The 21,797-nt window shown below is 48.8% G+C and carries 25 protein-coding genes; 11 read left to right on the top strand and 14 right to left on the bottom strand.

Features of this window, described 5'->3' with window-relative positions; genetic code table 11:
- Window positions 1-35: 35 nt before the first annotated feature.
- From AB4Z33_RS10070 to AB4Z33_RS10085, 4 genes are all read right to left on the bottom strand, one after another.
- A complete protein-coding gene (locus AB4Z33_RS10070) occupies window positions 36-734 on the bottom strand; it encodes an SDR family oxidoreductase (protein WP_442049812.1) in 699 nt (232 codons plus the stop codon).
- 40 nt (window positions 735-774) lie between these two features.
- Complete coding sequence (locus AB4Z33_RS10075) at window positions 775-1,767, bottom strand: NADP-dependent oxidoreductase (protein ID WP_442049873.1); 993 nt, start codon at window positions 1,765-1,767, stop codon at window positions 775-777.
- Between the two features lie 86 nt (window positions 1,768-1,853).
- The gene (locus AB4Z33_RS10080) at window positions 1,854-2,432 is read right to left on the bottom strand and encodes a TetR/AcrR family transcriptional regulator (protein WP_442049813.1); all 579 of its coding nucleotides are present in this window, start codon (window positions 2,430-2,432) and stop codon (window positions 1,854-1,856) included.
- 447 nt (window positions 2,433-2,879) lie between these two features.
- Window positions 2,880-3,191, bottom strand: coding sequence for a hypothetical protein (locus tag AB4Z33_RS10085; protein ID WP_442049814.1), 312 nt, complete (start codon window positions 3,189-3,191; stop codon window positions 2,880-2,882).
- A 161-nt stretch (window positions 3,192-3,352) separates the two neighbouring features.
- Between AB4Z33_RS10085 and AB4Z33_RS10090 the strand changes: the two genes are divergently transcribed.
- The 5 genes from AB4Z33_RS10090 to AB4Z33_RS10110 are packed head-to-tail and all read left to right on the top strand — an operon-like array spanning window position 3,353 to window position 5,667.
- Complete coding sequence (locus AB4Z33_RS10090; protein WP_171644152.1) at window positions 3,353-3,595, top strand: spore gernimation protein GerQ; 243 nt, start codon at window positions 3,353-3,355, stop codon at window positions 3,593-3,595.
- 12 nt (window positions 3,596-3,607) lie between these two features.
- On the top strand, window positions 3,608-3,994 hold the full coding sequence (locus tag AB4Z33_RS10095; protein WP_442049815.1) for a spore coat protein: 387 nt from the start codon (window positions 3,608-3,610) through the stop codon (window positions 3,992-3,994).
- Entirely contained in the window at window positions 3,991-5,127 is a 1,137-nt protein-coding gene (locus tag AB4Z33_RS10100; RefSeq protein WP_442049816.1) for a zinc-dependent alcohol dehydrogenase, read from the top strand. The genes AB4Z33_RS10095 and AB4Z33_RS10100 overlap by 4 nt, the downstream gene beginning before the upstream one ends.
- A 31-nt stretch (window positions 5,128-5,158) precedes the next feature.
- Complete coding sequence (locus AB4Z33_RS10105; RefSeq protein ID WP_442049817.1) at window positions 5,159-5,359, top strand: hypothetical protein; 201 nt, start codon at window positions 5,159-5,161, stop codon at window positions 5,357-5,359.
- 11 nt (window positions 5,360-5,370) lie between these two features.
- Complete coding sequence (locus AB4Z33_RS10110) at window positions 5,371-5,667, top strand: spore coat protein (protein WP_442049818.1); 297 nt, start codon at window positions 5,371-5,373, stop codon at window positions 5,665-5,667.
- Between the two features lie 618 nt (window positions 5,668-6,285).
- Here AB4Z33_RS10110 and AB4Z33_RS10115 read toward each other — a convergent pair.
- Window positions 6,286-6,918 carry an NAD(P)H-dependent oxidoreductase gene (locus AB4Z33_RS10115; protein ID WP_442049819.1) on the bottom strand — a complete coding sequence of 211 codons (633 nt, stop codon included), beginning with the start codon at window positions 6,916-6,918 and terminating at the stop codon, window positions 6,286-6,288.
- Between the two features lie 137 nt (window positions 6,919-7,055).
- Here AB4Z33_RS10115 and AB4Z33_RS10120 point away from each other — a divergent pair, with 137 nt between their 5' ends.
- From AB4Z33_RS10120 to AB4Z33_RS10135, 4 genes are all read left to right on the top strand, one after another.
- Entirely contained in the window at window positions 7,056-7,415 is a 360-nt protein-coding gene (locus AB4Z33_RS10120; RefSeq protein WP_442049820.1) for a winged helix-turn-helix transcriptional regulator, read from the top strand.
- A 134-nt stretch (window positions 7,416-7,549) separates the two neighbouring features.
- Window positions 7,550-8,719 (top strand): sensor histidine kinase, encoded by a 1,170-nt coding sequence (locus AB4Z33_RS10125; RefSeq protein ID WP_442049821.1) that lies wholly within the window; start codon window positions 7,550-7,552, stop codon window positions 8,717-8,719.
- Complete coding sequence (locus AB4Z33_RS10130; protein WP_442049822.1) at window positions 8,706-9,392, top strand: response regulator; 687 nt, start codon at window positions 8,706-8,708, stop codon at window positions 9,390-9,392. The genes AB4Z33_RS10125 and AB4Z33_RS10130 overlap by 14 nt, the downstream gene beginning before the upstream one ends.
- A 200-nt stretch (window positions 9,393-9,592) precedes the next feature.
- Window positions 9,593-10,480, top strand: a complete 888-nt coding sequence (locus AB4Z33_RS10135; protein ID WP_442049823.1) for a CPBP family intramembrane glutamic endopeptidase — start codon at window positions 9,593-9,595, stop codon at window positions 10,478-10,480.
- A gap of 169 nt (window positions 10,481-10,649) precedes the next feature.
- Here AB4Z33_RS10135 and rlmH read toward each other — a convergent pair whose 3' ends face one another.
- Window positions 10,650-11,129 carry a 23S rRNA (pseudouridine(1915)-N(3))-methyltransferase RlmH gene (rlmH, locus tag AB4Z33_RS10140; protein ID WP_337103875.1) on the bottom strand — a complete coding sequence of 160 codons (480 nt, stop codon included), beginning with the start codon at window positions 11,127-11,129 and terminating at the stop codon, window positions 10,650-10,652.
- Window positions 11,130-11,294: 165 nt separating this feature from the next.
- Here rlmH and AB4Z33_RS10145 point away from each other — a divergent pair, with 165 nt between their 5' ends.
- On the top strand, window positions 11,295-11,681 hold the full coding sequence (locus tag AB4Z33_RS10145) for a DnaJ family domain-containing protein (protein WP_442049824.1): 387 nt from the start codon (window positions 11,295-11,297) through the stop codon (window positions 11,679-11,681).
- Window positions 11,682-11,744: 63 nt separating this feature from the next.
- On the opposite strand, the gene AB4Z33_RS10150 is transcribed toward AB4Z33_RS10145, so the two are convergent.
- Complete coding sequence (locus tag AB4Z33_RS10150) at window positions 11,745-11,912, bottom strand: CxxH/CxxC protein (RefSeq protein ID WP_307204279.1); 168 nt, start codon at window positions 11,910-11,912, stop codon at window positions 11,745-11,747.
- Window positions 11,913-12,357: 445 nt separating this feature from the next.
- On the bottom strand, window positions 12,358-13,710 hold the full coding sequence (locus AB4Z33_RS10155) for a S1C family serine protease (protein ID WP_442049825.1): 1,353 nt from the start codon (window positions 13,708-13,710) through the stop codon (window positions 12,358-12,360).
- 191 nt (window positions 13,711-13,901) lie between these two features.
- Between AB4Z33_RS10155 and AB4Z33_RS10160 the strand changes: the two genes are divergently transcribed.
- Window positions 13,902-14,123: a hypothetical protein gene (locus AB4Z33_RS10160; protein WP_337103872.1), complete on the top strand. Its 222-nt coding sequence runs from the start codon at window positions 13,902-13,904 to the stop codon at window positions 14,121-14,123.
- Here AB4Z33_RS10160 and AB4Z33_RS10165 read toward each other — a convergent pair.
- From AB4Z33_RS10165 to AB4Z33_RS10190, 6 genes are all read right to left on the bottom strand, one after another.
- Window positions 14,092-14,898, bottom strand: a complete 807-nt coding sequence (locus AB4Z33_RS10165) for an MBL fold metallo-hydrolase (protein ID WP_337103882.1) — start codon at window positions 14,896-14,898, stop codon at window positions 14,092-14,094. The two genes, AB4Z33_RS10160 and AB4Z33_RS10165, sit on opposite strands and share 32 nt — an antisense overlap.
- A gap of 245 nt (window positions 14,899-15,143) precedes the next feature.
- The gene (gene yycI / locus AB4Z33_RS10170) at window positions 15,144-15,893 is read right to left on the bottom strand and encodes a two-component system regulatory protein YycI (RefSeq protein WP_442049826.1); all 750 of its coding nucleotides are present in this window, start codon (window positions 15,891-15,893) and stop codon (window positions 15,144-15,146) included.
- 42 nt (window positions 15,894-15,935) lie between these two features.
- Window positions 15,936-17,399, bottom strand: coding sequence for a YycH family regulatory protein (locus AB4Z33_RS10175; RefSeq protein ID WP_442049827.1), 1,464 nt, complete (start codon window positions 17,397-17,399; stop codon window positions 15,936-15,938).
- Complete coding sequence (gene walK, locus AB4Z33_RS10180) at window positions 17,396-19,243, bottom strand: cell wall metabolism sensor histidine kinase WalK (RefSeq protein WP_442049828.1); 1,848 nt, start codon at window positions 19,241-19,243, stop codon at window positions 17,396-17,398. The genes AB4Z33_RS10175 and walK overlap by 4 nt, the downstream gene beginning before the upstream one ends.
- Window positions 19,240-20,010: a response regulator YycF gene (gene yycF, locus AB4Z33_RS10185; protein WP_337103881.1), complete on the bottom strand. Its 771-nt coding sequence runs from the start codon at window positions 20,008-20,010 to the stop codon at window positions 19,240-19,242. The genes walK and yycF overlap by 4 nt, the downstream gene beginning before the upstream one ends.
- A gap of 209 nt (window positions 20,011-20,219) precedes the next feature.
- Window positions 20,220-21,797 carry a peptidoglycan DD-metalloendopeptidase family protein gene (locus AB4Z33_RS10190; protein WP_442049829.1) on the bottom strand — a complete coding sequence of 526 codons (1,578 nt, stop codon included), beginning with the start codon at window positions 21,795-21,797 and terminating at the stop codon, window positions 20,220-20,222.

Raw genomic sequence — 21,797 nt, forward strand, 5'->3', positions numbered from 1 at the left:
AATATGCCCCGTAGACGCATGTGCATGGTGTTGTGTTATGCCAAATTCGGATAAATCGCAGCTACACCGCCGGCCAACGCGCTTTGGATCATGCGGCTTAAATCATCGGCAAGAATCTCAAAGCTTCCGGATTCGATTCCATCAATAGCGATTTTTGCGATCTCCGCAGGGTTTGACTTAGGAGCATTAACGCCTGAGGTCATATCTGTCTCCATGTATCCAACATGCAGGCCGGCTATTCGAATTTTTTGAGGATACAGACTGATGCGCAGATCGTTCGTCAGTGCCCACTCTGCCGCCTTCGCAGCCGAATATGCTCCTATGCTTCCCGTGCTTAACCAAGATAAGGCGGAGAGAATATTCAGTATGGACCCTCCCCCGTTATTCGCAAGGATAGGTGCGAAAGAACGAATCATGGACAGGGTGCCGAAAAAGTGCGTATTGAATTCTAGATGGATGTGATCGAGATCGCCGTCAAGCAAGGAAGCGCCTGTAGATACGCCTGCATTGTTGATCAGAATCGTTACATCTTTCGCGGTAGCAGCAGCTTCAGCTACTTCTTGTGGGTTAGTGATATCCAATTTAACTGGAATTACGCCTGGGATGTCAATGGACTCCAGATTTCTAGCCGCGGCATACACCTTAGCTCCTCTGGATACAAGCTCAATAGCCAGATGGCGGCCAAAACCTCGGTTCGCGCCTGTAACAAAGGCAACTTGTTCAGAAATTTTCATAATTATTCGCTCCTTAGCATGGTTTGTTTTAAAGCGGAGGTTACCTGATTTTTACGATGATCTTCCCTTTTGCTCTGCCTGATTCGGAGTGCTCAATCGCTTTCTGGGTGTCTTCAAAAGGATAAATTCGATCAATAACGGGCTTTATTTCATCGTTTTCGATCCATTTGGTGAGGATCTCTAATTGTTTGCCGTTTGGTTTCATAAACAGGAAGCTGTACTTGACCTTATATTTTTTCTCTAATTTAGTAATCTTCCGGGCAACCAATCGAAATAGATTCGTTTTGACGAAGCCGGCCCGCTCCTCTTCTCCGAAGCGCGCATTGGGCGGTCCTACGACGGATACGATTTGACCTTGCTTTTTGACCATTTTAAAAGCCTTCTCTAAAGTCTCTCCGCCTTTGGTATCGAAGACGGCATCATAATCTTGTAACAGCACATCGAATTGTTCTGTTTTGTAATTGATGATGCGATCAGCTCCAAGCGATTCGACCAATTTGGCTCCAGCTTCGCTCGTCGTTGTTGCGACATAAAGTCCCATCACTTTGGCAAGTTGGATAGCAAAAGTACCGACTCCGCCGGAACCCGCTTGAATCAATACCTTCTGTCCGGCCTTTAATTTCAATTTTTCATGCAATACTTGATAGGAGGTAAGCCCAACCAATGGAATGGACGCCGCTTCCTCGAAGGTAAGGTTGCGAGGCTTTAGGGCAATATCGTATTCATTCACGGAGATATATTCAGCGAAGGTTCCGCCCTTGCTTGATCGGCCGTATACTTCATCACCGACCTTGAATTTTGTAACCCTCCTTCCCGCTTGAAGAACAACACCCGCAAAATCATATCCTAATACATGGGGCATATCGTATTTCAGCAGGACATTGATTTTACCATCTCGCACAAGAAGATCGAGGGGGTTCACGCTGGCCGCATGGATTTCCACCAGCAAATCGTGCTCGCCTACTGCGGGAATTGGAATGTCAGTTGATCTGAGCGGAAATTTCCCGTATTTGTCAATTACCATAACTCTCATCTTCGCTTGATTAGACATTGATTGTTCCTCCTTGTTAGTTTCGGCACGTTTTTGAGAATGATCGTTCTAATATAACTAAAAAAACATCACCTCTCTAAAAGTTTCATAGATGTATGTGCGGTACGGTGAAGTTTTTCTTTGGCAACCGACATTCTTGCCATTGCCCTTAAACCAACCCACACATTATGCAGGTATTCTGCCAATTCTCCGGCATCGTAATCCGTGTTGAATTCGCCGTCACGCTGCCCCCAGACAATAATTTCCTTGAGCTGCTGCTCTGCTATTGTAAACGCCTTAGTCAGCTTGGCATCAACATCGGCATCGCGTACTGCCAATTCTACTGCGGAATTCACCATTAAACAGCCGGAAGGCGAGTCTGCTTGTCCATCAATCATGAAGCCAAATATAAACTGAAGAGCTTCCGTCGCAGTGTTGGAACGTTTAATTCCAGATGCAAGCTCGGCATTGATTTTCTCGCCAAAACGATCCATCGCTTTTAGAAACAACATATGTTTGTCTCCAAATGTGTCATACAAGCTTCTTCGATGGATTCCCATGCGCTCGACCAGATCGGTCATGGACGTCTTCTCGTAACCTTGTTCCCAGAAGAGTCTCATCGCTTTATCCAATACCGCGTTCTCTTCAAACTCTTTGCTTCTCGCCATTTATATCTCCCTCCAGTTATCAATATAGCATATTGAGAACGATCAGTAAAGAATTGACGTCTTAACGACTCGTCACATCACGAATTCGCCCTACTTGTGGTAAGGTTCGCCGTAACGGGGCTAACGGCGAAATTTCGACAGATTCTTGGCGGAGCTGGTTTTGAACTTGTTAGGGAGATAAATAAGCCGCCAATCGCATTTTACGTGGCGGCTTATCACACTTCCGTATGAAGTTTTTCTGAAAATGTCCGAGACATCGTAAGAAACAAAAAGCTTCGGCGCAAGCCGAAGCTTTCTGACGGAGACTCTCCGTGTCTATGGCAAATACGTTCCTCCGTGCGGCAACGTAGGTCATGTGCCCATGCGGAGAGTATCGGCGTAAATTCGGAAAACATCATCCGACGCGTATTTCTCGACATAGACAGACGACCATACCTGCGCCAAGGCCTATTGTTGGTCCGGCAGACGTAATGCGTTTGCCGAAGTTTGCGCTTGATCTAAAAATTCCTCTGCTTGGGTCAACTGCTGCCGGGCCGTCTCCAAAGCTTGTGAATTTGTTGCCGCATTAGATTCACTTATCGAGCTTATCGCCTGATTTAAAGCCGTTTGTGCCTCAGAAACCGCGTTAGATGAATGCTGCTCCAGCGTATTGCCGCTCGAGTTAAGTGTACCACCTGCCGGTTTTCTTGCATTTTCGGTAGCTAGATCAATTTTGTTTTCATTGGGCAAAGCGAGTTCTCCTCCCTTGAGCAAGATCATTAATTTAAACAGAAATAAGTATGCGGTTGAGATTTTATTTATATTCCTGAGACTGCATGGGAATATTCGGATCCTACATTTCCGGCAATCCATTTTAGTATAAGATCCGATGCGTCGGAAAATCTAACGTTGATGAAAAAAAAGGAGGTGATAATTTCTCCATGAATACGCCAACGCTAGCGCCGCACGAATCGATGGAACTGCATGAAGCATTAAACTTTAAAACGCTTTGCCTCGCTAAGTCAAAACTTATGCAAGGCTTGGTCTTTGACCAAGAGCTAAAAGCGTTAATGCAGAAAGACGTCATTCAATCCACACAACAGATCGCCGAGCTGCAAGCAATCTACGCAAGAGCTCCTTTCCAAGCGCCTGTTCCGAATAGCCCGACACCTATAACACATTAAAGGGGAACGCAAATGAATTCCGATTATTTAGACCCGATTAATTCATTAAATATGCCGGAAATGGCCGATATGACTTTTGCAATGGACTTCCTTCTTCGTGCCAAGGAGGGTGTGCGAAATTTGTCCATCGCCCTTACGGAAACGGCTTCTCCGGATGTAAGAGCATTGCTGCGCAATCATCTTAAGCAGGGTATTGCAATGCACCACGAAATTACGGAGCTCATGATTCGCAAAAAGTGGTTCCACCCTTACGAGCTGAACGAACAGTACCAACTCGACCAGCTTTCGGCGAAAAATACGGTGATGATCGGGCAGATGAATTTGTTCCCAGGCGATACGTCACGTAAAGGGATGTTTGATCGGATCCCAGATGAACATATTGGAGGACATAAAGCATGAAGGCGGTAACTTATCAAGGGATTAAAAATGTCGTGGTCAAAGAGGTGCCGGATCCGAAGATTCTGAAACCGGACGATATGATCGTAAAGATCACCAGTACCGCTATTTGCGGTTCCGACCTTCACCTTATTCACGGGATGATCCCTAACCTTCAGGAGAATTATGTCATCGGGCATGAACCGATGGGGATCGTAGAAGAGGTAGGCCCCGACGTGACAAAGGTAAAGAAAGGCGACCGTGTGATCATCCCGTTTAACATCGCATGCGGAGAATGCTTTTTTTGCAAAAATCAGCTGGAAAGCCAATGTGACAATTCAAACGAACACGGGGATATGGGCGCATATTTCGGCTACTCCGGAACGACCGGCGGATATCCTGGCGGGCAAGCCGAGTACTTACGAGTCCCGTTCGCAAATTTTACCCACTTCAAGATTCCCGAAAACTGCGAACAACCGGACGAAAAGCTAAGCTTGATCGCCGATGCCATGACGACGGCATTCTGGAGCGTAGATAACGCCGGCGTAAAGAATGGAGATACGGTCATCGTGCTCGGCTGCGGTCCGGTCGGACTTCTGGCCCAGAAATTCTGCTGGCTTAAAGGAGCAAAGCGGGTCATAGCCGTCGACTATGTCGATTACCGCTTACAGCATGCGAAGCGAACGAACAATGTGGAAATCGTAAACTTCGAACAGGATATGAATATCGGCAACAATCTCAAGGAAATGACCAAAGGCGGCGCCGATGTCGTGATCGATGCGGTAGGAATGGACGGCAAGATGAGCGATCTCGAATTTCTAGCCAGCGGTTTGAAACTGCAAGGTGGCACCATGAGCGCATTTATCATTGCGTCTCAGGCTGTCCGCAAAGGCGGGACCATCCAAGTTACCGGGGTATACGGCGGACGCTATAACGGATTCCCGCTCGGCGACATCATGCAGCGCAACGTGAATATCCGTTCCGGACAAGCTCCGGTCATTCACTACATGCCGTATATGTACGAGTTGGTTACGTCGGGGAAAGTGGACCCTGGAGACATTGTTACGCACGTCATTCCGCTCAGCGAGGCCAAACGCGGCTATGAAGTGTTCGATACGAAAACGGACGATTGCATCAAAGTCGTCTTAAAGCCTTGAATATGGATAGATACATGGGAGGACAATCCGAATGAATTCCAATTACGCTTTGCATGAGATGCTGGAGGTTCATGAAATGGCTGCGTTCAAGACGGTTTGCATGACCAAATCCAAAACCATGCAAGCTCTGGTAACCGACCCAGAACTCATGCAAATTTTGCAGCAAGACGTTCAATTATCACAGCAGCAGCTTCAGGAGCTCGGTGGAGTGCTGTCTAAAGTGACCCAATAGGAGATAAAAACATGAACACAATATTAGAACACATGACAGGGCTTAATACGCTGACCGATGACGTGATCGCAATGGATTTTTTTATGAACGCCAAGAGCGGAGTCAGAAACTACGCCATGGCCGTGACCGAATGTGCCACCCCCGAAATCAAGCAAATTTTGATGAAACAGCTCGACGAAGCCATAGACTCCCATGAGAAGATAACAATCTACATGATGCAGCGGGGCCTATACCATCCCTACCATATTCCAGAGCAAATTCAGATCGATCTGAAAAACATTCAGACCGCTATGAACATTCCGTCCTGACAACGTATTTCGTCCCGGCAAAACGCGCAAAACCATAATGGTTCAGGCGCGTTTTTGCTTTAGCCGGAGACTTGGAGAGTATATAGATAATCATCCTGCCCCCTATCAATAATAGTGATCCTTGTATTACAATGTTACCGTCTTTGGCAACRAGAACGACACCGCTGAAGTTATCCTTTTTGGCCATGAATGTATCCAATTTCTTTTGTAGATCCCCCGGCAGTTTAGATGGATTGGAGTTATTTCCGTTATTTGTGTAAGTTGTTCGTAAAGTCGCATTACTCGAGTCAATTCCATTCATTATGATTTAGTCCACATACGTCTTGAAGCGGCCACAGCACCTGCTAATAGTACGGCAATAAACACGATGGATAGAACTATCGCTAACCACATATCCGTATCACTCTGACGGCGAATTTAAAGGGATACCCTTTTGAGCGCCTTATAGTTGTCACAAATAAGCCCGTTTCCCAACAGGAACACGGGCATCAAAAAGTTTTAGAATCCTTCCACCGCTAGTTTAACAATCACTCTTCTTGCGGTTACTTTCTCATATGCGATCCGAAGATTGGCCGCGTGAATCGGCTGTAGCTTAGGCTCGAGAACGATGCCCCTCAGTTAGAAACGTTTGGCAAAATCTGTAGCATGAGCAATTGCTTTTTCTTTAATAGCTGGAGCTTGCTCTAATGATGCCGTTCCTTCAACAAAAATTGCCTCAATAGATTGAATCCCATAGAACTGTAAAATCTTAGTAAGATAGCTGTATCCCATTTCATATGCAGCAAGAGGACCTTCCGAATAAACGGAACCACTAGCTTGAATGTGTAAGGCTTTCTTGCCGGACAACAGACCTAAAGGACCATCTTTGGTATATTTGAACGTCTTACCCGGAATTGAAGTTACATCCGTGTATGCTTTCAAAACCGGCGGGATCGAGAAATTCCACATGGGGGAAACATACACGTATTTATCGGCAGCCACGTATTGATCAACAATCGCCTCAAGACGAGCTACTTTTGATTTCTCGGCGTCAGACAGTTGATCGAAAGACGAACCCGATCGAAGCTTTCCCCAACCGTGTAAAACATCGGCATCAAATTGTGGAATATTCTCCTTGTACATATCCAAATGAACAATTTCATCAGTTGGATTTGCCTCACGATACGCTTCAATAAATGCTTTGCCTACCGCGAGGCTAAAAGATTCCTGAGTATCAAGGGGATGCGCGGTGATGTACAGTACAGTAGTCATGAATAATCAAAACTTCCTTTCTATAATCAAATGAAGTACACTTTCAAGGTTGATCATATACTATATACTTACTTATCGTAAGTAGGCACAATAATGTGGTATAGTATTAAAAAAGGTACTGTAACGGAGGCCAACGTATGCATAAGAACCCTGTCCAATGTCAATTCGTTGCGGCGCTGGATTCGATCGTCGGCAAATGGAAGCCGATTATCCTTTATCATTTGCTTCAAGGTAAACCTTTGCGGTTCAATGAGCTAAGAAGATTAATGCCCGATATTACTCAAAGGATGCTTACGCTCCATCTGCGCGAATTGGAGGAGGAAGAGTTGGTTAAACGAGTCATTTATCCGCAAATCCCGCCGAAAGTGGAATACTCCATCACGGAATACGGCATGAGCCTGTCTCCGGTGTTGGAAACCTTACATCAATGGGGGTTGGCCCATGTTGAGCGAAAACAGTTGAAAAAGGCGAAAAATGAACAAACAGAAACGGACTAGCGCTCAACATTACGCTAGTCCGTTTCATTCTGCACCGAGTCACAAAATATAACGAAAGTGATTACGAGGCTCTGAAACTTAATGTATATTTGAGAAGAAATCATTCATTATGCTTGGGTAAAGGACGGATACCTGTGAAAAAAGTTTTTTATTTCATGGATTGGGGTATCTTTGGGCTCCGCTCCTATAATTATATTTTGCTGTTATTACATATTGTAATGGAGAGTGAATTTTCACCCCGATTGCTCGTAGACGTCGTTTGGCTCTTAGCGGCCTTTACTATTCCTATTTTATTCTGGTTTCCGCAGCTAAGGAAGAACAAGGAATGGTTCATCTTACTTGAACTATTGCTAGGAGGATCTTATTATATTAAATCGTTCACGCAGGCGGATCAGTTGGGAAGTGTCGATTATCTTATCCCGAGTCTTACAATCGGTTACTTATTGACCAGAAAGACGGCCTGGAGCATGCCGGTACTATTGTTAATGCCCTTTACCAGCATGTTATTCGGAAAAGTTACATGGGACCTGGCGCTCGGTTCAAGCTCAGATAACCTTCTTTTCTCTTTTATCGGAATTTGGGTCAATTTCATTGCTACAGCCTATCACGAGAAAAATAAATTAGCTAAAGAAATTGACGAACAAAATAAATTGTTAACCCAATATGCTGCCGAGATCGAAAGGATGACTCTGCTGGAGGAACGAAGTCGTATGTCCAAGGAGATGCATGACACGTTAGGACACTCTTTTATTTCCCTTATTATGAGTCTCGATGCTGCTATTGCGCTTCTAGACAAAAAACCAAATCTAGCCAAGGAGAAATTGATTAGTATAAGAGGACTGACGGAACAAAACTTGGATGAAATGAGGAACATCGTGCACAAGATGGGGGAGGAAGAGAATATAAGTCTAGTAAACCAAGCACAGGGACTCATCAACAACTTTCGAGAATATACCGGAACGGTCATTCGCCTCACGCTGAAGGGAACAGAACGGACAATTAGTTTCGATGTGCGGCAATCGATAATTCGGGTGATACAAGAGTCTTTTACGAATGCACTAAAGCATGGAAATGCATCGGAAATTGAGTTGGAGCTCCAGTTTACTCTATCAACTTTGTGTGTTTCCATTCGAAATAATGGAAAATCTCCAGAAAAGCTTGAGTATGGGTTCGGCCTGACAACAATGAAGAATCGGATTGAGATGCTGGGAGGTACCTTTTCAATCTCCGCCTTGGCGATCACTGGTGCTGAAGTCAGATGCGAAATACCACTGAAARGAGATAAGTTGTATGCCAAWAATTAAAGTACTCATCGTTGATGATCAGGAATTGATCCTTGAAAGTCTAAATATCGTACTAGAGATGGAAGACGATATCGAGATTGTGGGATTGGCTAAGAATGGTGAAGAAGCTATCAACTATTGTGAAAGATCCCAACCGGATATCATCCTCATGGATATAAATATGCCTATTATGGATGGCGTTGTTGCTACAGAAAAGATCAAACCCCGATTCCCGTTAACGAAAATTATTATTCTAACTTCGTACAAAGAAGTTGAATATGTTCTGGCAGCATTAAGTCATGGAGCTGAAGGCTTCCTACTCAAAGCCATCCATCCCAAAAACCTTATAGCCGGCATACGAGTGGTTCACACAGGAGGCACACTCATTTCGCCAGAAATGGCAGACAAAATGATTAAAAGCATGCTGAAAAGTGGTATTTCATCGACTATGGATACAAGGGCCTTGGAACCCGGATTGCTTGAGAAAAACAATGAATTCGGACTTAGCGTCCGCGAAGTCGAAGTTCTTCACAAGCTGGCGTTAGGTTTGCGCAATCAGGATATCGCTAAGGCATTATATCTTAGTGAAGGTACGGTTAAAAATTACATCTCGAATATTTATTCGAAATTGAATGTGAAAGGAAGAAGAGAAGCTGCCTATAAGGCTAAGGAAACAGGGATTATAGATCCTTAAAGAACACGCCATTAAGAAGAATGAGATCATACAATAGATCTGCTCACAGCCGACCGACACCGTAATGGATGTCGGCTTTTATTTGGCTAAAGTCATATGACCAAGATATGACGAAACGGCACTGCTGACGCATGACTTTTTTAACGTATATTGGAACATAAATAGATATCCTGTCAGAGGAAAAGGAGCGATCACTGATAATGAGAAAAACGAATACACCTAACAATGAAGCGCTTAGTGGTAAGAGAAGGTCTACGTTTGTTGCGTTCTTTCAATCCCCCCTCATCTGGATGCTCGTGGGAGCGATTGGGATCATTCTCGCCAATGTGGCATTCAACTTGTTAACCAAAGATTTAAAAGCACCAGGGTCCGTCATACTGACACTTGTCGGATGTGCCGTTGCAATCGTTATCTATTGGCTTGTGATGAAGTATCTGGCGCGGCGTCCGGTTCCCGAGCTTCTGTTCCAACGGCGTGCGATATCGGAAGTTATTGTCGGTGCTGTCGTCGGTCTTATCTTTATCATCGTTTCAACAGCCCTCATCGTCCTATTTAATGGGTATTCATTCAAGTGGGCAAACGAAAACATCGGCTCTATCGTTTGGCCTATCATCATCACACAACTCGGCGGTGCCTTCATAGAAGAATTAATCTTCCGGGGGCTTGCCTTTCAAGCAATTGAAAAAATGGGTGGAAGCCTGCTTGCACTGACCCTAACATCCCTCTTCTTTGGGGTCGCTCACCTAGGCAACCCCGGAGCTACGGCTTGGGGAGCCCTCTCTATTGCCATTGAAGCTGGTGTATTGCTGGGTGCAGCCTTCCTTTGGCGGCGCAATGTTTGGTTTATCATAGGCCTCCATTTCTTTTGGAATGCAATAGAGGGACTCTTAGGCATTCCCGTATCAGGCCATACCTCCCCAGGTCTTTTCACGGTCGAAGTTACGGGCCCGGCCCTTCTCACTGGAGGCAAATTCGGTCTTGAAGCTTCGATAATACCCGTAATAATCAGTCTGTTGATCGCCATCCCTATGCTGATTTTTGCTCGCCGCAAAGGGCATCTCCTATCTCTCCGTCAAGATCCAAAATAATATTCGAACCTGTTGCAAATAATTGAATTTTCGCCCGCCGCAGTGCGGATGGTAACATCTATGAGCGAAATCGAAAGGCACCGTTCAGGTGCCTTTTACTCATCTCGGTATGATTTTCTGGACAGGCATTGGTCATTAAACCCCTGCAAGTTCTTGTCTGAATTTCGCCCTATTTGTGATACGGTTCCCCCCGATTTATCTTCACCGCCCGATAAATCTGCTCCACCAGCACCAGCCGCATAAGCTGGTGCGGCAGCGTCATGCGCCCGAAGCTGAGCTTCTGCTGSGCGCGCTGAAGAACAGCGGGAGCGAGCCCGTTGCTCCCGCCAATAACAAAGGCCACATGGCTCCGCCCGTATGTGGCCAACTTGTCGAGCTGCGTCGCGAGATCCTCGCTCGACCACAGCTCGCCATCAAGGGCAAGCGCGACGACATGCGCGTCCGGCTTCAGCTGCGCCAGAAGCCGCTCGCCCTCGCGGTCGCGCACAATCGCTTCCTCCGCCGGACTCATCGTCTCCGGCGCCTTCTCATCGGGCACTTCCGTGAGCGTAAGCTTCACGTAAGGCCCGAGCCGCTTGGCATACTCCGCGATGCCAAGCACCAAATATTTTTCCTTCAGCTTGCCAACCGCCGCTATCTGTATATGCATAAATTACGTTACACATCCTTTTAAATGTTGCTCCCAGCATAGCAGAAAATAACCCGATATGTGAAGCGAAGCCCCTCATCGCCCAACTGCCCTGCAAATCCTTTATTCTGCTTATTTGACTAGCATTGATTTGTGATAAACTACTGCTAAAGGAGTTGATTGAAGATGGATATTTTTCGTACGTTAGCCGAGGAGAAGATACGCGAGGCCATGCGCAAAGGGGAATTCGACAATCTGCCCGGCGCCGGCAAGCCGCTTCCTCCAGACGATATGGATAACGTGCCAGAGGAGCTCCGAGTTGGCTACAAGCTGCTCAAGAACGCCGGAGTACTTCCCGAGGAAATGCAGCTTCGCAAAGAAATGATCACGCTTGGCGATCTCATATCCGCCTGCCAGAACGATACCGAACGCAAAAAGCTTCAAGGCCAGTTATCCGCCAAGAAGCTTCGCTATCAAACTATAATGTCCGAACGCGGCTGGGCATCATCCGAAGCGTTCATCGATTACCAGCGTCAAATCATACAGAAGCTGCTCGACAAGGACGAGGATTGACTCATAGCACCACGACCATCCATTCCTTCCGTAAACAACAGCCGCCGACCGAATATATACCCGTTACACCACCAGGAAAGTGGCTGCTTCTTCACACAAATCGCACTTGCGCGGCGGATCCCAATCCGCGAACTGCGTTTCCTTTAAATCGACCACGTCCGGCGCATCCTCATACTCATCTACGAATCTATCTAACGCGTTCTCAATATGAGCTTTACATACACAATACATAATCTGCTCGCTTCCTATCCCTAGTTGATAATTTGATTTTGTTCGCTATCTCCAGCATATCAGAAAATGTCGTATGCTGTGAAGTTAAGAAGTACGTTAGAAGTTTCCAATCCAACCACACGATCGCTAATCACTTAACAATCATCATGTTTTTTAGCCCAGTAACGAATCGTAGAACGCTTATTCGCTGTTTCACCCTATATTCGGCATCCTTACGAATCGAGCGAACCTTATTCACCCAAGTACGATGCATTAGAGTGCCATTTCAGAGAAATAAGTGTTTCTGGATTCGCTAACGACCAAATGCCCTCTCCTATCCAACAATAAGCGCTTCTGAATTCGTTAGGCAAAAGCAAACAAACAAAAAAACAGGATCCAAACGGTTGCCCGTTCGAATCCTGCATTCTTTATCATTCATATACATCCTTACTCTCCGCTCAAAGGCTTACTCCTCGTCATCCTTCACGCCAAGCTTGAACTTCGTCGTCTTCAGTTCGCCCTCGCGGTAGAACGTGACCTCGATCTCGTCGCCGATTTCCTTCTGGTCGTACAAGTATTTGCGAAGCTCCATTGTACTGCCGATCGACTGGCGATCCAGCTTCACGATTACGTCGTTGAACGCAAGGCCGGCATCCAGAGCCGGACCGACCGCCTCAAGGACGATGACGCCGTCATACACCTCATCCGGCAGTCCAAGCTCCTGACCGCCTTCTTCAGTTGCCGCCTCATCCTTGTCTTCCGCCTTCGGCGCTTCGCCGCCGTCCTCTTCTTCGGACAATTCGCCTTCGAAAGCTTCCGCCATGCTCTGCTGTTCCCAATATTGCTCCAGGTCCATCGTATACACGCCCAGGTACGGACGCGGCACGAAGCCGTTTTTCAGCAGGCTCTCGATAACCGGCATCGCGTTGTTGATCGGAATAGCGAAGCCGATGCCTTCTACGCCAAAGTCGGCGATCTTCATGCTGTTGATGCCAACCACATGGCCGTTCATATCGATCAACGGACCGCCGCTGTTGCCTTGGTTAATGGACGCATCGATCTGAATAACCTCTTGCTCCCAGTCATACACGCCATCTTGGTTTAGCGAGACAGGAATGATCTGATGCGTCCGGCTGACGATGCCCTGCGACAATGAATCGCCAAGTCCCAGCGGATTGCCGATTGCAATGACGAACTCTGCTGCGCGTAGCGCCGAAGAGTCGCCAATCTCTGCCACAACATCAATGCCCTTCGCATCGATCTCCAGTACCGCTAGATCGGTAATCTGATCTTTGCCGACAATACGCGCCTCGCGCTTCTCGCCATTCATGAGAACCGCCTTCACGGATACCGCTTTGTCGATCACGTGATGATTCGTCACGATGATCGCCTTGCCATCGTTCTTCGATATAATAACGCCCGAACCGACGCCAGCCTCGCGCAGCGTGCCCTTGTCTTCGCTGCCTTCCTCTAGCGCCTCGCCGCCGAGCGAATACATTTGCTCGTTCACAATACTAACGACGGCTGGTCTTACTTTAGCCGACGCTTGAATAGCCCGCTCCGACGCGTCCATCGTCTGGATGACCCCGGCTGCAGCCTTCGCGGAAGGACCGCTTCCGCTATCTCCGCCGCCGCCGAAGAATGCTCCGAACAATAGAGTCGCAGCGATGGCGCTGGTGAAAGATGATACGAAGGCGACCTTTACATTTGACCATTTTCGGCCGCCACTTTTATAAGGAAACGCAAAGTCTTCTCGCTTGCTGACACGCGCGCGCCGAGAAACCTTTGTCGAGTAGAAATCGTCGTCGAATAAGCCCATCGCTATCGCTCCTCTCAATGTCTACCGACATCAAGACTATTTTTTGGTATCTAGGAATGTTTTCGGAAGAATTGACTAAAATAATAATAGATTCGTTAGGAAGCACAATCATTTCTACAGTTTTTGCTGCATCATTTTTCATAGCGATAACGTTCATGTAACTATTCATTCATTGAAGGAGAGAAGCCATTATGAAATCCAAATCCCCCGCTTCATGGGAGCATGTTCAGCTCGTTGCCAAGCTCGCAGATCTGAAGGATGACCACTACCGCACCGTCCTCGCTCTTAGCGCCATGCTAGAGCTGTTCATAGAGAAAGGTCTGCTAACGAGAGAAGAGCTTAGCGCCAAGCAAGAAGAGCTTGATGCACAGATGGAATCGCTTATTTCCGCCTCACTTCATCCCATGGGGTAGGTTTGTCATGGTGCGTCTCGCGCAGCGGATGCTCTTCCTTCTTATAAAATATTCCGTGGTCTTCCAATATAGAATTGACCGTTAATTTCGCTAAGTCCATTACATTATGGTCAAGGCTAAGGTGAGCCAAATAGACGCGTTTCGTTCGATCCGTCATGAGCTCGCACAGCGCCTCGCCTGCCGCTACGTTCGATAAATGGCCGACATCGCTCAATATTCGGCGCTTAATATTCCAAGGATAACGCCCCATGCGGAGCATTTCCGTATCGTGGTTCGATTCGAGCACCAGTACATCGGAATCGATGATCTGACGCTTCACCTTCTCGCTTACATAACCTAGGTCTGTAGCCAGACTCAGCTTCTCGCCCCGCTCTTCGAACGTGTACCCGACCGGCTCCGCCGCATCATGCGAGATCGGATAAGACTGCACCTTCATCGGGCCAAAATCAAGCGCCTCGCCCGTCTCCATAATGACGCGCTTCTCAGGTGCGATATTGCCGACGTGACGCTCAAGCGCGCCCCACGTTGCCTCGTTCGCATAGATCGGCAGCTCGTATTTGCGCGCGAACGCGCCTAATCCTTTAATATGATCGGAATGTTCATGCGTAACGAACAGCGCGTCTATATGATGCCCGGCTATTCCTTGCTCCCGCATGACCTCATCCAGCTTCTTCATGCTGAGTCCCGCGTCGACAAGCACCGTCTTCTCACTGCCTTGCACGATTGTCGCATTTCCCGTTGAACCGCTTGCCAGTACCGTGAATCGTAATCCCATAACCGCCCGTCCTATCCCTTCTGCCCATACATACGGCATACGCACGTATCTATCTATCATTTCTCTCTAGTTTCGCAATATCCTGTCTATCAACGGCATTTACTAGAAATTAGCAGATAAATTCCCGCTAATTGGCTACTTTATTTGATTTTCGCTTCACTTCTTAATAAATAAATGGACGAATCCCCTATATTCTAAACACTAAACACAGGAAGGACTCCCCACCTGCGCTGCGAACCCACTCGCTACCTAAGTCCTACCGTCTCTACTTGTTCCTCATCCGTCGTAACTTCTCCGCTGATCGCATGAACATAATAGATTTGACCGTCCTCCAGCATGACCCGCCAGGAAGGCGCGGACACTTGCTTCTCGGAGTCAAAGATTTGTCCGTGATAGCCCAGCTGTATATCGGTAATAACCGCGCCGTTCGGCAAGTACGTCTCTATCAAGCTGGCAACGACCTTGGCCGCAGGCAACACCTGCTTCGCATCGCCCCTGCTTAGAATCTCGATCCGATCCTGCTGATAACCCGTTATTTTCTGAAAGCTATGATGCAGCTCCAGCTTCACATCGAACATCGGCCGCCCTTCCGTTATACGATGCAGGACGAACACGCCGTCATCGCTAACGAGCTGGTCATAAACATATTGATTCAGCTCAGGAATAATGCTCCCGAGCGTCTTTACCAGTTCCGATTGCGTGAAAACAATCCGGCCGTCGACCGCCGTCTCCAGCATAATCGGCTGGGCATTCTTCCTGCTGTCCGAATGCAGCAAATACGTAATATCGCGAAGCTCCGGGGTCTCCAGCGGCAGATTGGCACTCAGCGATATGCCCTTTTGCTGCATAAGCAGCACCTTGTCCTGCGGCAGCTCTGCCGAATTGACGTTCACGTTCACCTGCTCCCGAATATCGAGCCATAGCTGATAGCCTAACAAAATATTAAGCAGCAGGAACGAGAAAATAAGCACGCTCTTCGCTCTACTCCAATCCACTCGCCTTCACCTCCATAACCGCTTCACCGGTCAATTAATTGTTCAATTCGGCTCCCCGCCGGCCGCTTTATTCGCCAGCAGCCCCGCATTGCTAAGCGAGCTCAGCGAACCGGTCCGTCCATTTCCTGAGCTGCCGCCGAGCGTAAGATTGCCCGAGTTCTCCGCATTGCCTTCCTTCTTCGGTTCTTCCTGCTTCGGAGGCTCATATCCGTATGGATATGCATTCTCGAGTAAATGCTCCGAACCATCCTGCAGCCGTACGGCCCATACAGGGGTGAAACGCATCTTCTTCTCTTCCACCGGCAGGGCCTGCAATGCAGGGAATAACGCAATGACTTCGCTGCGTCGCCCGAACGATTGCAGCGTTTTGCGAAGCGGCTCGCCTCCCGGCAGCCAGCGTTCCTTCCTGCTCTCTTCCTTCACGCCGAGCGTAATCAAGGAACGTGCATATTCGGTAACGACGCCCTGTTGAAGCGCCAATCTCATATAACCGTAATGGAACGGCGCCGATTCAATGACCGGGTAATGCTCGATGTATTGCTGGAACAGCACAAGCTTCCCTTTACTCGATAAGCCAGGATTGACGAAACGATGCACACCGTCCCAGCCGCCATGGTCGTTAATGAATTCAACGGACGCGAACACATTGTCGCTAAGCGCATTTTCAATATTTTGCGGGGCGGCAGGGTCTGTATAACTAATCCACATGCCATTTTGCTCAACCTGCAAGCCCCGTTTGCCGTCCGTATAAATTTGTGAGCCGTTGCGGTCCTCCCAAGTTCTCGTCGTGCTAGGATCGAAGAACAGGTTGCGCTGCATCAGGTCGGGCGAATACGTCTCGTAAGGGTATACGATCTCCGACGCGACGATCGGATTGTCCGGATAATACAGGCCGTCGGCCGTCATCGTATACGTCGGCTGGTATTGGCCGAAGCCTACATAGTCCTGCACGTCGCGCACCGTCAAGTCTGCGCGTACCGATTCATACACCATTTGCCCGTCATCCGCGAAGAAGAACGTACGCACCTCTTCCGTACCCGTCGTCTTGAAGATCCAGATTCGGTTAATCGTCTCGTTCAAGAACAGCAGGTCGCCCTCCAGCTTGAGCAGCTTCTGGAGCAGCTCCACCGGCACGCCGCTATCGAAGCGCAGCTCGATGCCGATATCGTTCTTCCGAACCTCGTCCCAATCGAGCATGTTCGCCGGATTGCGCTGGAAGCCCTTGAATTCCCGCCCCTTGATCCGTTGATTCAAGATCATCTCATAGAACTGGGTACCCGGCAAAATAACCGTATGCTTATTGTCGCCCAAATGAACGATAAGCTGATCCGGAAAGATCACGCTCTCTACACTCATCTCGCGTCCCATCGGTTCAGAGTTTGCATAGTTCTGATCGCTTCGGACGGTGGCGTTAAGACCGGGCATACTATAGGCAAGCAAATAGCTTTGTATCAGGCTGATTGCAACAAGCGCAATTAGCGCCCCCGTTTTGAATCTCTCTATCATGCAATCTCGCCCCCTTCCTGCAGCAATGGAAGCGTGAATGTTACGGTCGTTCCTTCATTGAGTTCGGAATCCAGCGCGATTGAGCCGCCATGCGCCTTCACAATTTCCCGGGCAATCGATAGACCGAGTCCCGTGCCGCCCATGTTCCGCGAGCGAGCCTTGTCCACCCGATAGAAGCGGTCAAAAATACGGCTTAAATCCTTTTTCGGAATACCGATCCCCGTATCCTTCACACTAATAGCGATCGTCCCAGAGCTTTGCTGCTTCCGGGCCGTCAGCTCAATCTTGCCGCCATCGAGCGTGTACTTAATTGCATTCGATATGAGGTTATCGAGTACCTGGTCGATCTGATCACGGTCCAGCCACGCGTCCTGCAAGCCGGAGTCCACGCGGACGGTTGCCTTAATCGACTTCTGGCGCAGCTGGAACGAGAAGCGATCCGCCACCTCGTCGAGCATATCATGCACGTTCGTCTGCCTCCGTCTAAGCGGCGCCTGGTTGGAGTCAAGCCGCGACAGATGCAGCAGATCGGTGACGAGGCGAATCATCCGCTCCGTCTCGTTGCTAATAACGCCGACGAACCGCGACGACAGCTCGCGCTCCTCGAGCGCGCCGTCATTAAGCGCCTCCGCGTAACTCTTGATCGTCGTGAGCGGCGTCCGCAGCTCATGCGAGACGTTCGCCACGAACTGGCGGCGCGAATGCTCCAGCTTCTCTTGCTCCGTTACGTCCTGCAAGACGGCTATCGTGCCCGTAATACCMTTGTCCCGGCGGTGTATCGGCGTGAACGTCACGCGCAGCACATCGCCCTCTTCATCGCTGAGATGCTCCACATCCTGTCCGCGATCGAGCAGCAGCGTCTGTCCGCGTCCTTGCTGCAGCTCTTGCAGCTTCTGCTCGGAGAGGCCCAGCAGCGTGGGAAGCTCATATCCCTCGCAGGAACGTACATCCAGCAACTCTAGGGCGCGGCGATTCCATACGATGATTTTGCCATGCTCATCCGCAGCAACGACGCCGTCGCTCATATTGGAGAGAATCGAAGCGAGCTTCTCGTTCTCCTCCTCGTTGACCGATAACGCATCCTTAAGCCGAATCGTCATATCGTTGAACGCCATGCTCAGCCTGCCGATCTCGTCATCGCCAAGCACCGGCACCTGGAAGTCGAATTTGCCCTCCGCTACCGCCTCGGCTTGCTTCGTCAAGCCTTGAATCGGACTTGTAATCGTATGCGCGAGCAGCACGCCTAGAACGCCGGTAAGTCCCAGCGCAATTAACGTACCCGAGAAAAAAATCTGGTTAACCCGGTTCACCGTGTCATACAGATCGTTCATGGAGGCAACAATATAGACCGCGCCTACGACCTTTTCGTTCAACACGACAGGCTGGGCAATCATCTTCTTATGCATATTGTCTTCATCTATAATTTCTTCTTCATTGTCTCGAATGTTCTGCAAGGCACGGCTAACCGCAAGCTCATTGTTCTTCTTGCCGATATCCGACTGCTGCATCTGCTGCGACGTGGCGACGATCTTGCCGTTCGAGTCCAGCACCTGCACCTCGGCGCCGCTAATACTGAACAAATTGCGCACGACAAGACTAAGCGTCTCGGTCGTATTCTCCGAGCTATCGCTATCCGCTTCCAGCTTCGGCGACAAGCTAGGCGCGGCGAACTTGGATAAGATATCAGCCTGCTCCTTCAAGTTGTTCGTGAAGCTCTCGATCAGCGAGTTTTTGACCGTACTAATAAAGTAGACGCCAATCAGCTGCATCGCCACGAGAATAAGCAGCAAATAGATAATAACGAGCTTTACTTGAATGGTGCGAAAAAAGGATTTCCCTTTCATCCGTAACCAAATCCGCCGGACTTCGGATTACGCATCACATAACCAAGTCCGCGCCGCGTCAAAATATATTCCGGACGGCTAGGATCATCCTCGATCTTCTCGCGCAGACGACGGATCGTCACGTCTACCGTCCGAACGTCGCCGAAATATTCGAAGCCCCATACCGCCTGCAGCAAATGCTCTCTCGTCATGACTTTACCGCTGTTGCGAGCCATGTAGTAGACAAGCTCATATTCGCGGTGAGTCAGATCAAGCGGCGTATTGTCCTTATAGACGACATACATATCCGTATCAATGAACAGGTTGAACAGCTTAAGCCCCTGCTTCTCTTGTTCCGGCGCGGCATTCAGATCGATCTGCTGTCCTCCCGCTCCCGCATCGCCATAACCTGTCGCAGCCGGCTTATTGTGGCGGCGCAAATGCGCCTTCACGCGAGCAAGCAACTCCCTCGTGCTGAACGGCTTCGTTACGTAATCATCCGCTCCAAGCTCAAGACCAAGCACCTTGTCGATCTCCGTATCCTTGGCCGTCAGCATAATGATCGGCATCTGCAGCTTCGTGCGCACCTCGCGGCACACATCCATGCCATCCTTGACCGGCAGCATCAGATCCAGAAGAATCAGATCAGGCTTCTCCTCGAACGCCAATCTGACCGCTTCACCGCCGTCGAAAGCGCAGATGACCTGATGGCCTTCCTTCTCCAAATTAAACTTTATTATATCTGCAATCGGCTGTTCGTCRTCGACCACTAATATTTTTCCGTGCATCGCTACACCGCCCGTATCTTGTCCTTGTAATCCCTTATATTCTAACATACACCCACTCCTCGTTCACAATGAAACTTCGCTCATGATATAAAACGCCTCTAGAGTAAATTCAAGGATGATCGAACCCACAAAAAAAGGAACGTCAACCCCGCTGTGTGCAACAGCGAAGCTAACGCCCCTTTATCTCTATTGGTATGAAATTATAAGTATTATAAGTACCCTAATGGATTAACCTTCGTGCCGTTCTTAATGATTTCGAAGTGAAGGTGGACGCCAGTGGAGTTACCTGTGCTGCCCATTACCCCGATCTTCTGGCCCTTCTCGACAATCGCGCCTTCCTTGACGCTGTAGGAGCTTAAGTGTCCGTATAACGTCTTATAACCGTTCTTGTGGTTAATAATAATTGTCTTACCCGTGCCCGACTTGCTGCCGATAAATTCGATAACGCCCGTATCGGATGCAAGAATCGATTTGTTGCCCGTTAAGTCGATACCCGTATGCATGCGKCCCCAACGCTTGCCGAACTTGCTGGACAGCCTGCTGCCGGAAACCGGCATTGCGAAGTTGCCTGAGCCTTCGCCAAGCACAACTTTCGTGCCCTTCATGACGATCGAAGCTACCGCTTCCTTCAGTACTTCCTTAGTGAGCAGCTCTTCGCTAACGACGTAGCCGTTCTGCTTCACGATCTTATACGTGAGGCGCTTCGAGCCCGGAACGCCTTCCTTGATTACCTTCGATTCGCCGAGACGCATGCTCGCGTTCTTCTGAATCTCAACCGCCGGCGCGATCGGCTCAATCTCAACCAGATTCTCCGACGTTGTAACGGTGAGCTCTGGCTGCAGTACGGTCAGATCAAGCACATCGCCGATCGTAATCTTATCATCCTTGATCCAAGTATTGTTCTCATAGATGACTTGCGGTGAAATATCGAACTTCTGTGCGATACAGCCGACACAGTCGCCTTCTTGAACCGTGTATTTCGTCGGCTTCACGCTGCCTTGAACGAGCAGCTTGTACACATCCTCGGCTTGCATAATGTCGTCCGGCGCGATATCCACCTCGTCGACCACTACGTCTTCTACGAAGCCTACGTCCGTTACTTCCCGGCCAGGCGTCTTCGAAGGCGTCTCCGCCTTGGCATCCGCCTCTTTCTGCTCCGAATCGGAGTTGAAAGACAATACGGATACTTCATTTTTCTTCTTAAGCGAGGCGGCCAGCTCAGGTGCATACTTGCTCTGCACGCGAAGCAATACATCATTTGCCGTCTGCTGATCCTTCACGATTCCGATTACTTTGCCGTCAATCTTCACTTCCACGCCGACCGCGTGTGTCGTGAACATTCCTTCCAGCTTACCAAGCGTTGCCTCGGTCTCCGCGACTGCCTTGAATGCACTTTCACTGGCGTATGTAATCGTGCCGGTATCCAATACCATTTTGATGTCCGGATTCGCTTCTTGCATTTTCGCTGTTTCTTGCTGTATTAGCAGCTCGACTGCCTCAGGTTGGTCTACCGTGCCAACGGCTGTACCATTCATATATACGTTGTAGAATTGAACTGTGTTTGCTTTTACATATTGGCTTCCGCTAAATCCGGCTACAGTGAGGAGTACAAGCGACCCAACGACGATTACAAACGGCTTCTTGCGCCAAAACGGCGAAGTCGTCTGAACGCTGGCGGGCTGTTGCTGCTTCTTGCCATTCAAGTGTTCTGATCGTGCAGGTCTAAAGTACTGGGTCGTCTTGTCCCATACCTTCTGCAGTCGACCCTTGTCCCTGAAAACGGTCAT

It is taken from the genome of Paenibacillus sp. 2TAB19, from assembly GCF_052115185.1.
In the GTDB taxonomy this organism is placed as follows: domain Bacteria; phylum Bacillota; class Bacilli; order Paenibacillales; family Paenibacillaceae; genus Pristimantibacillus.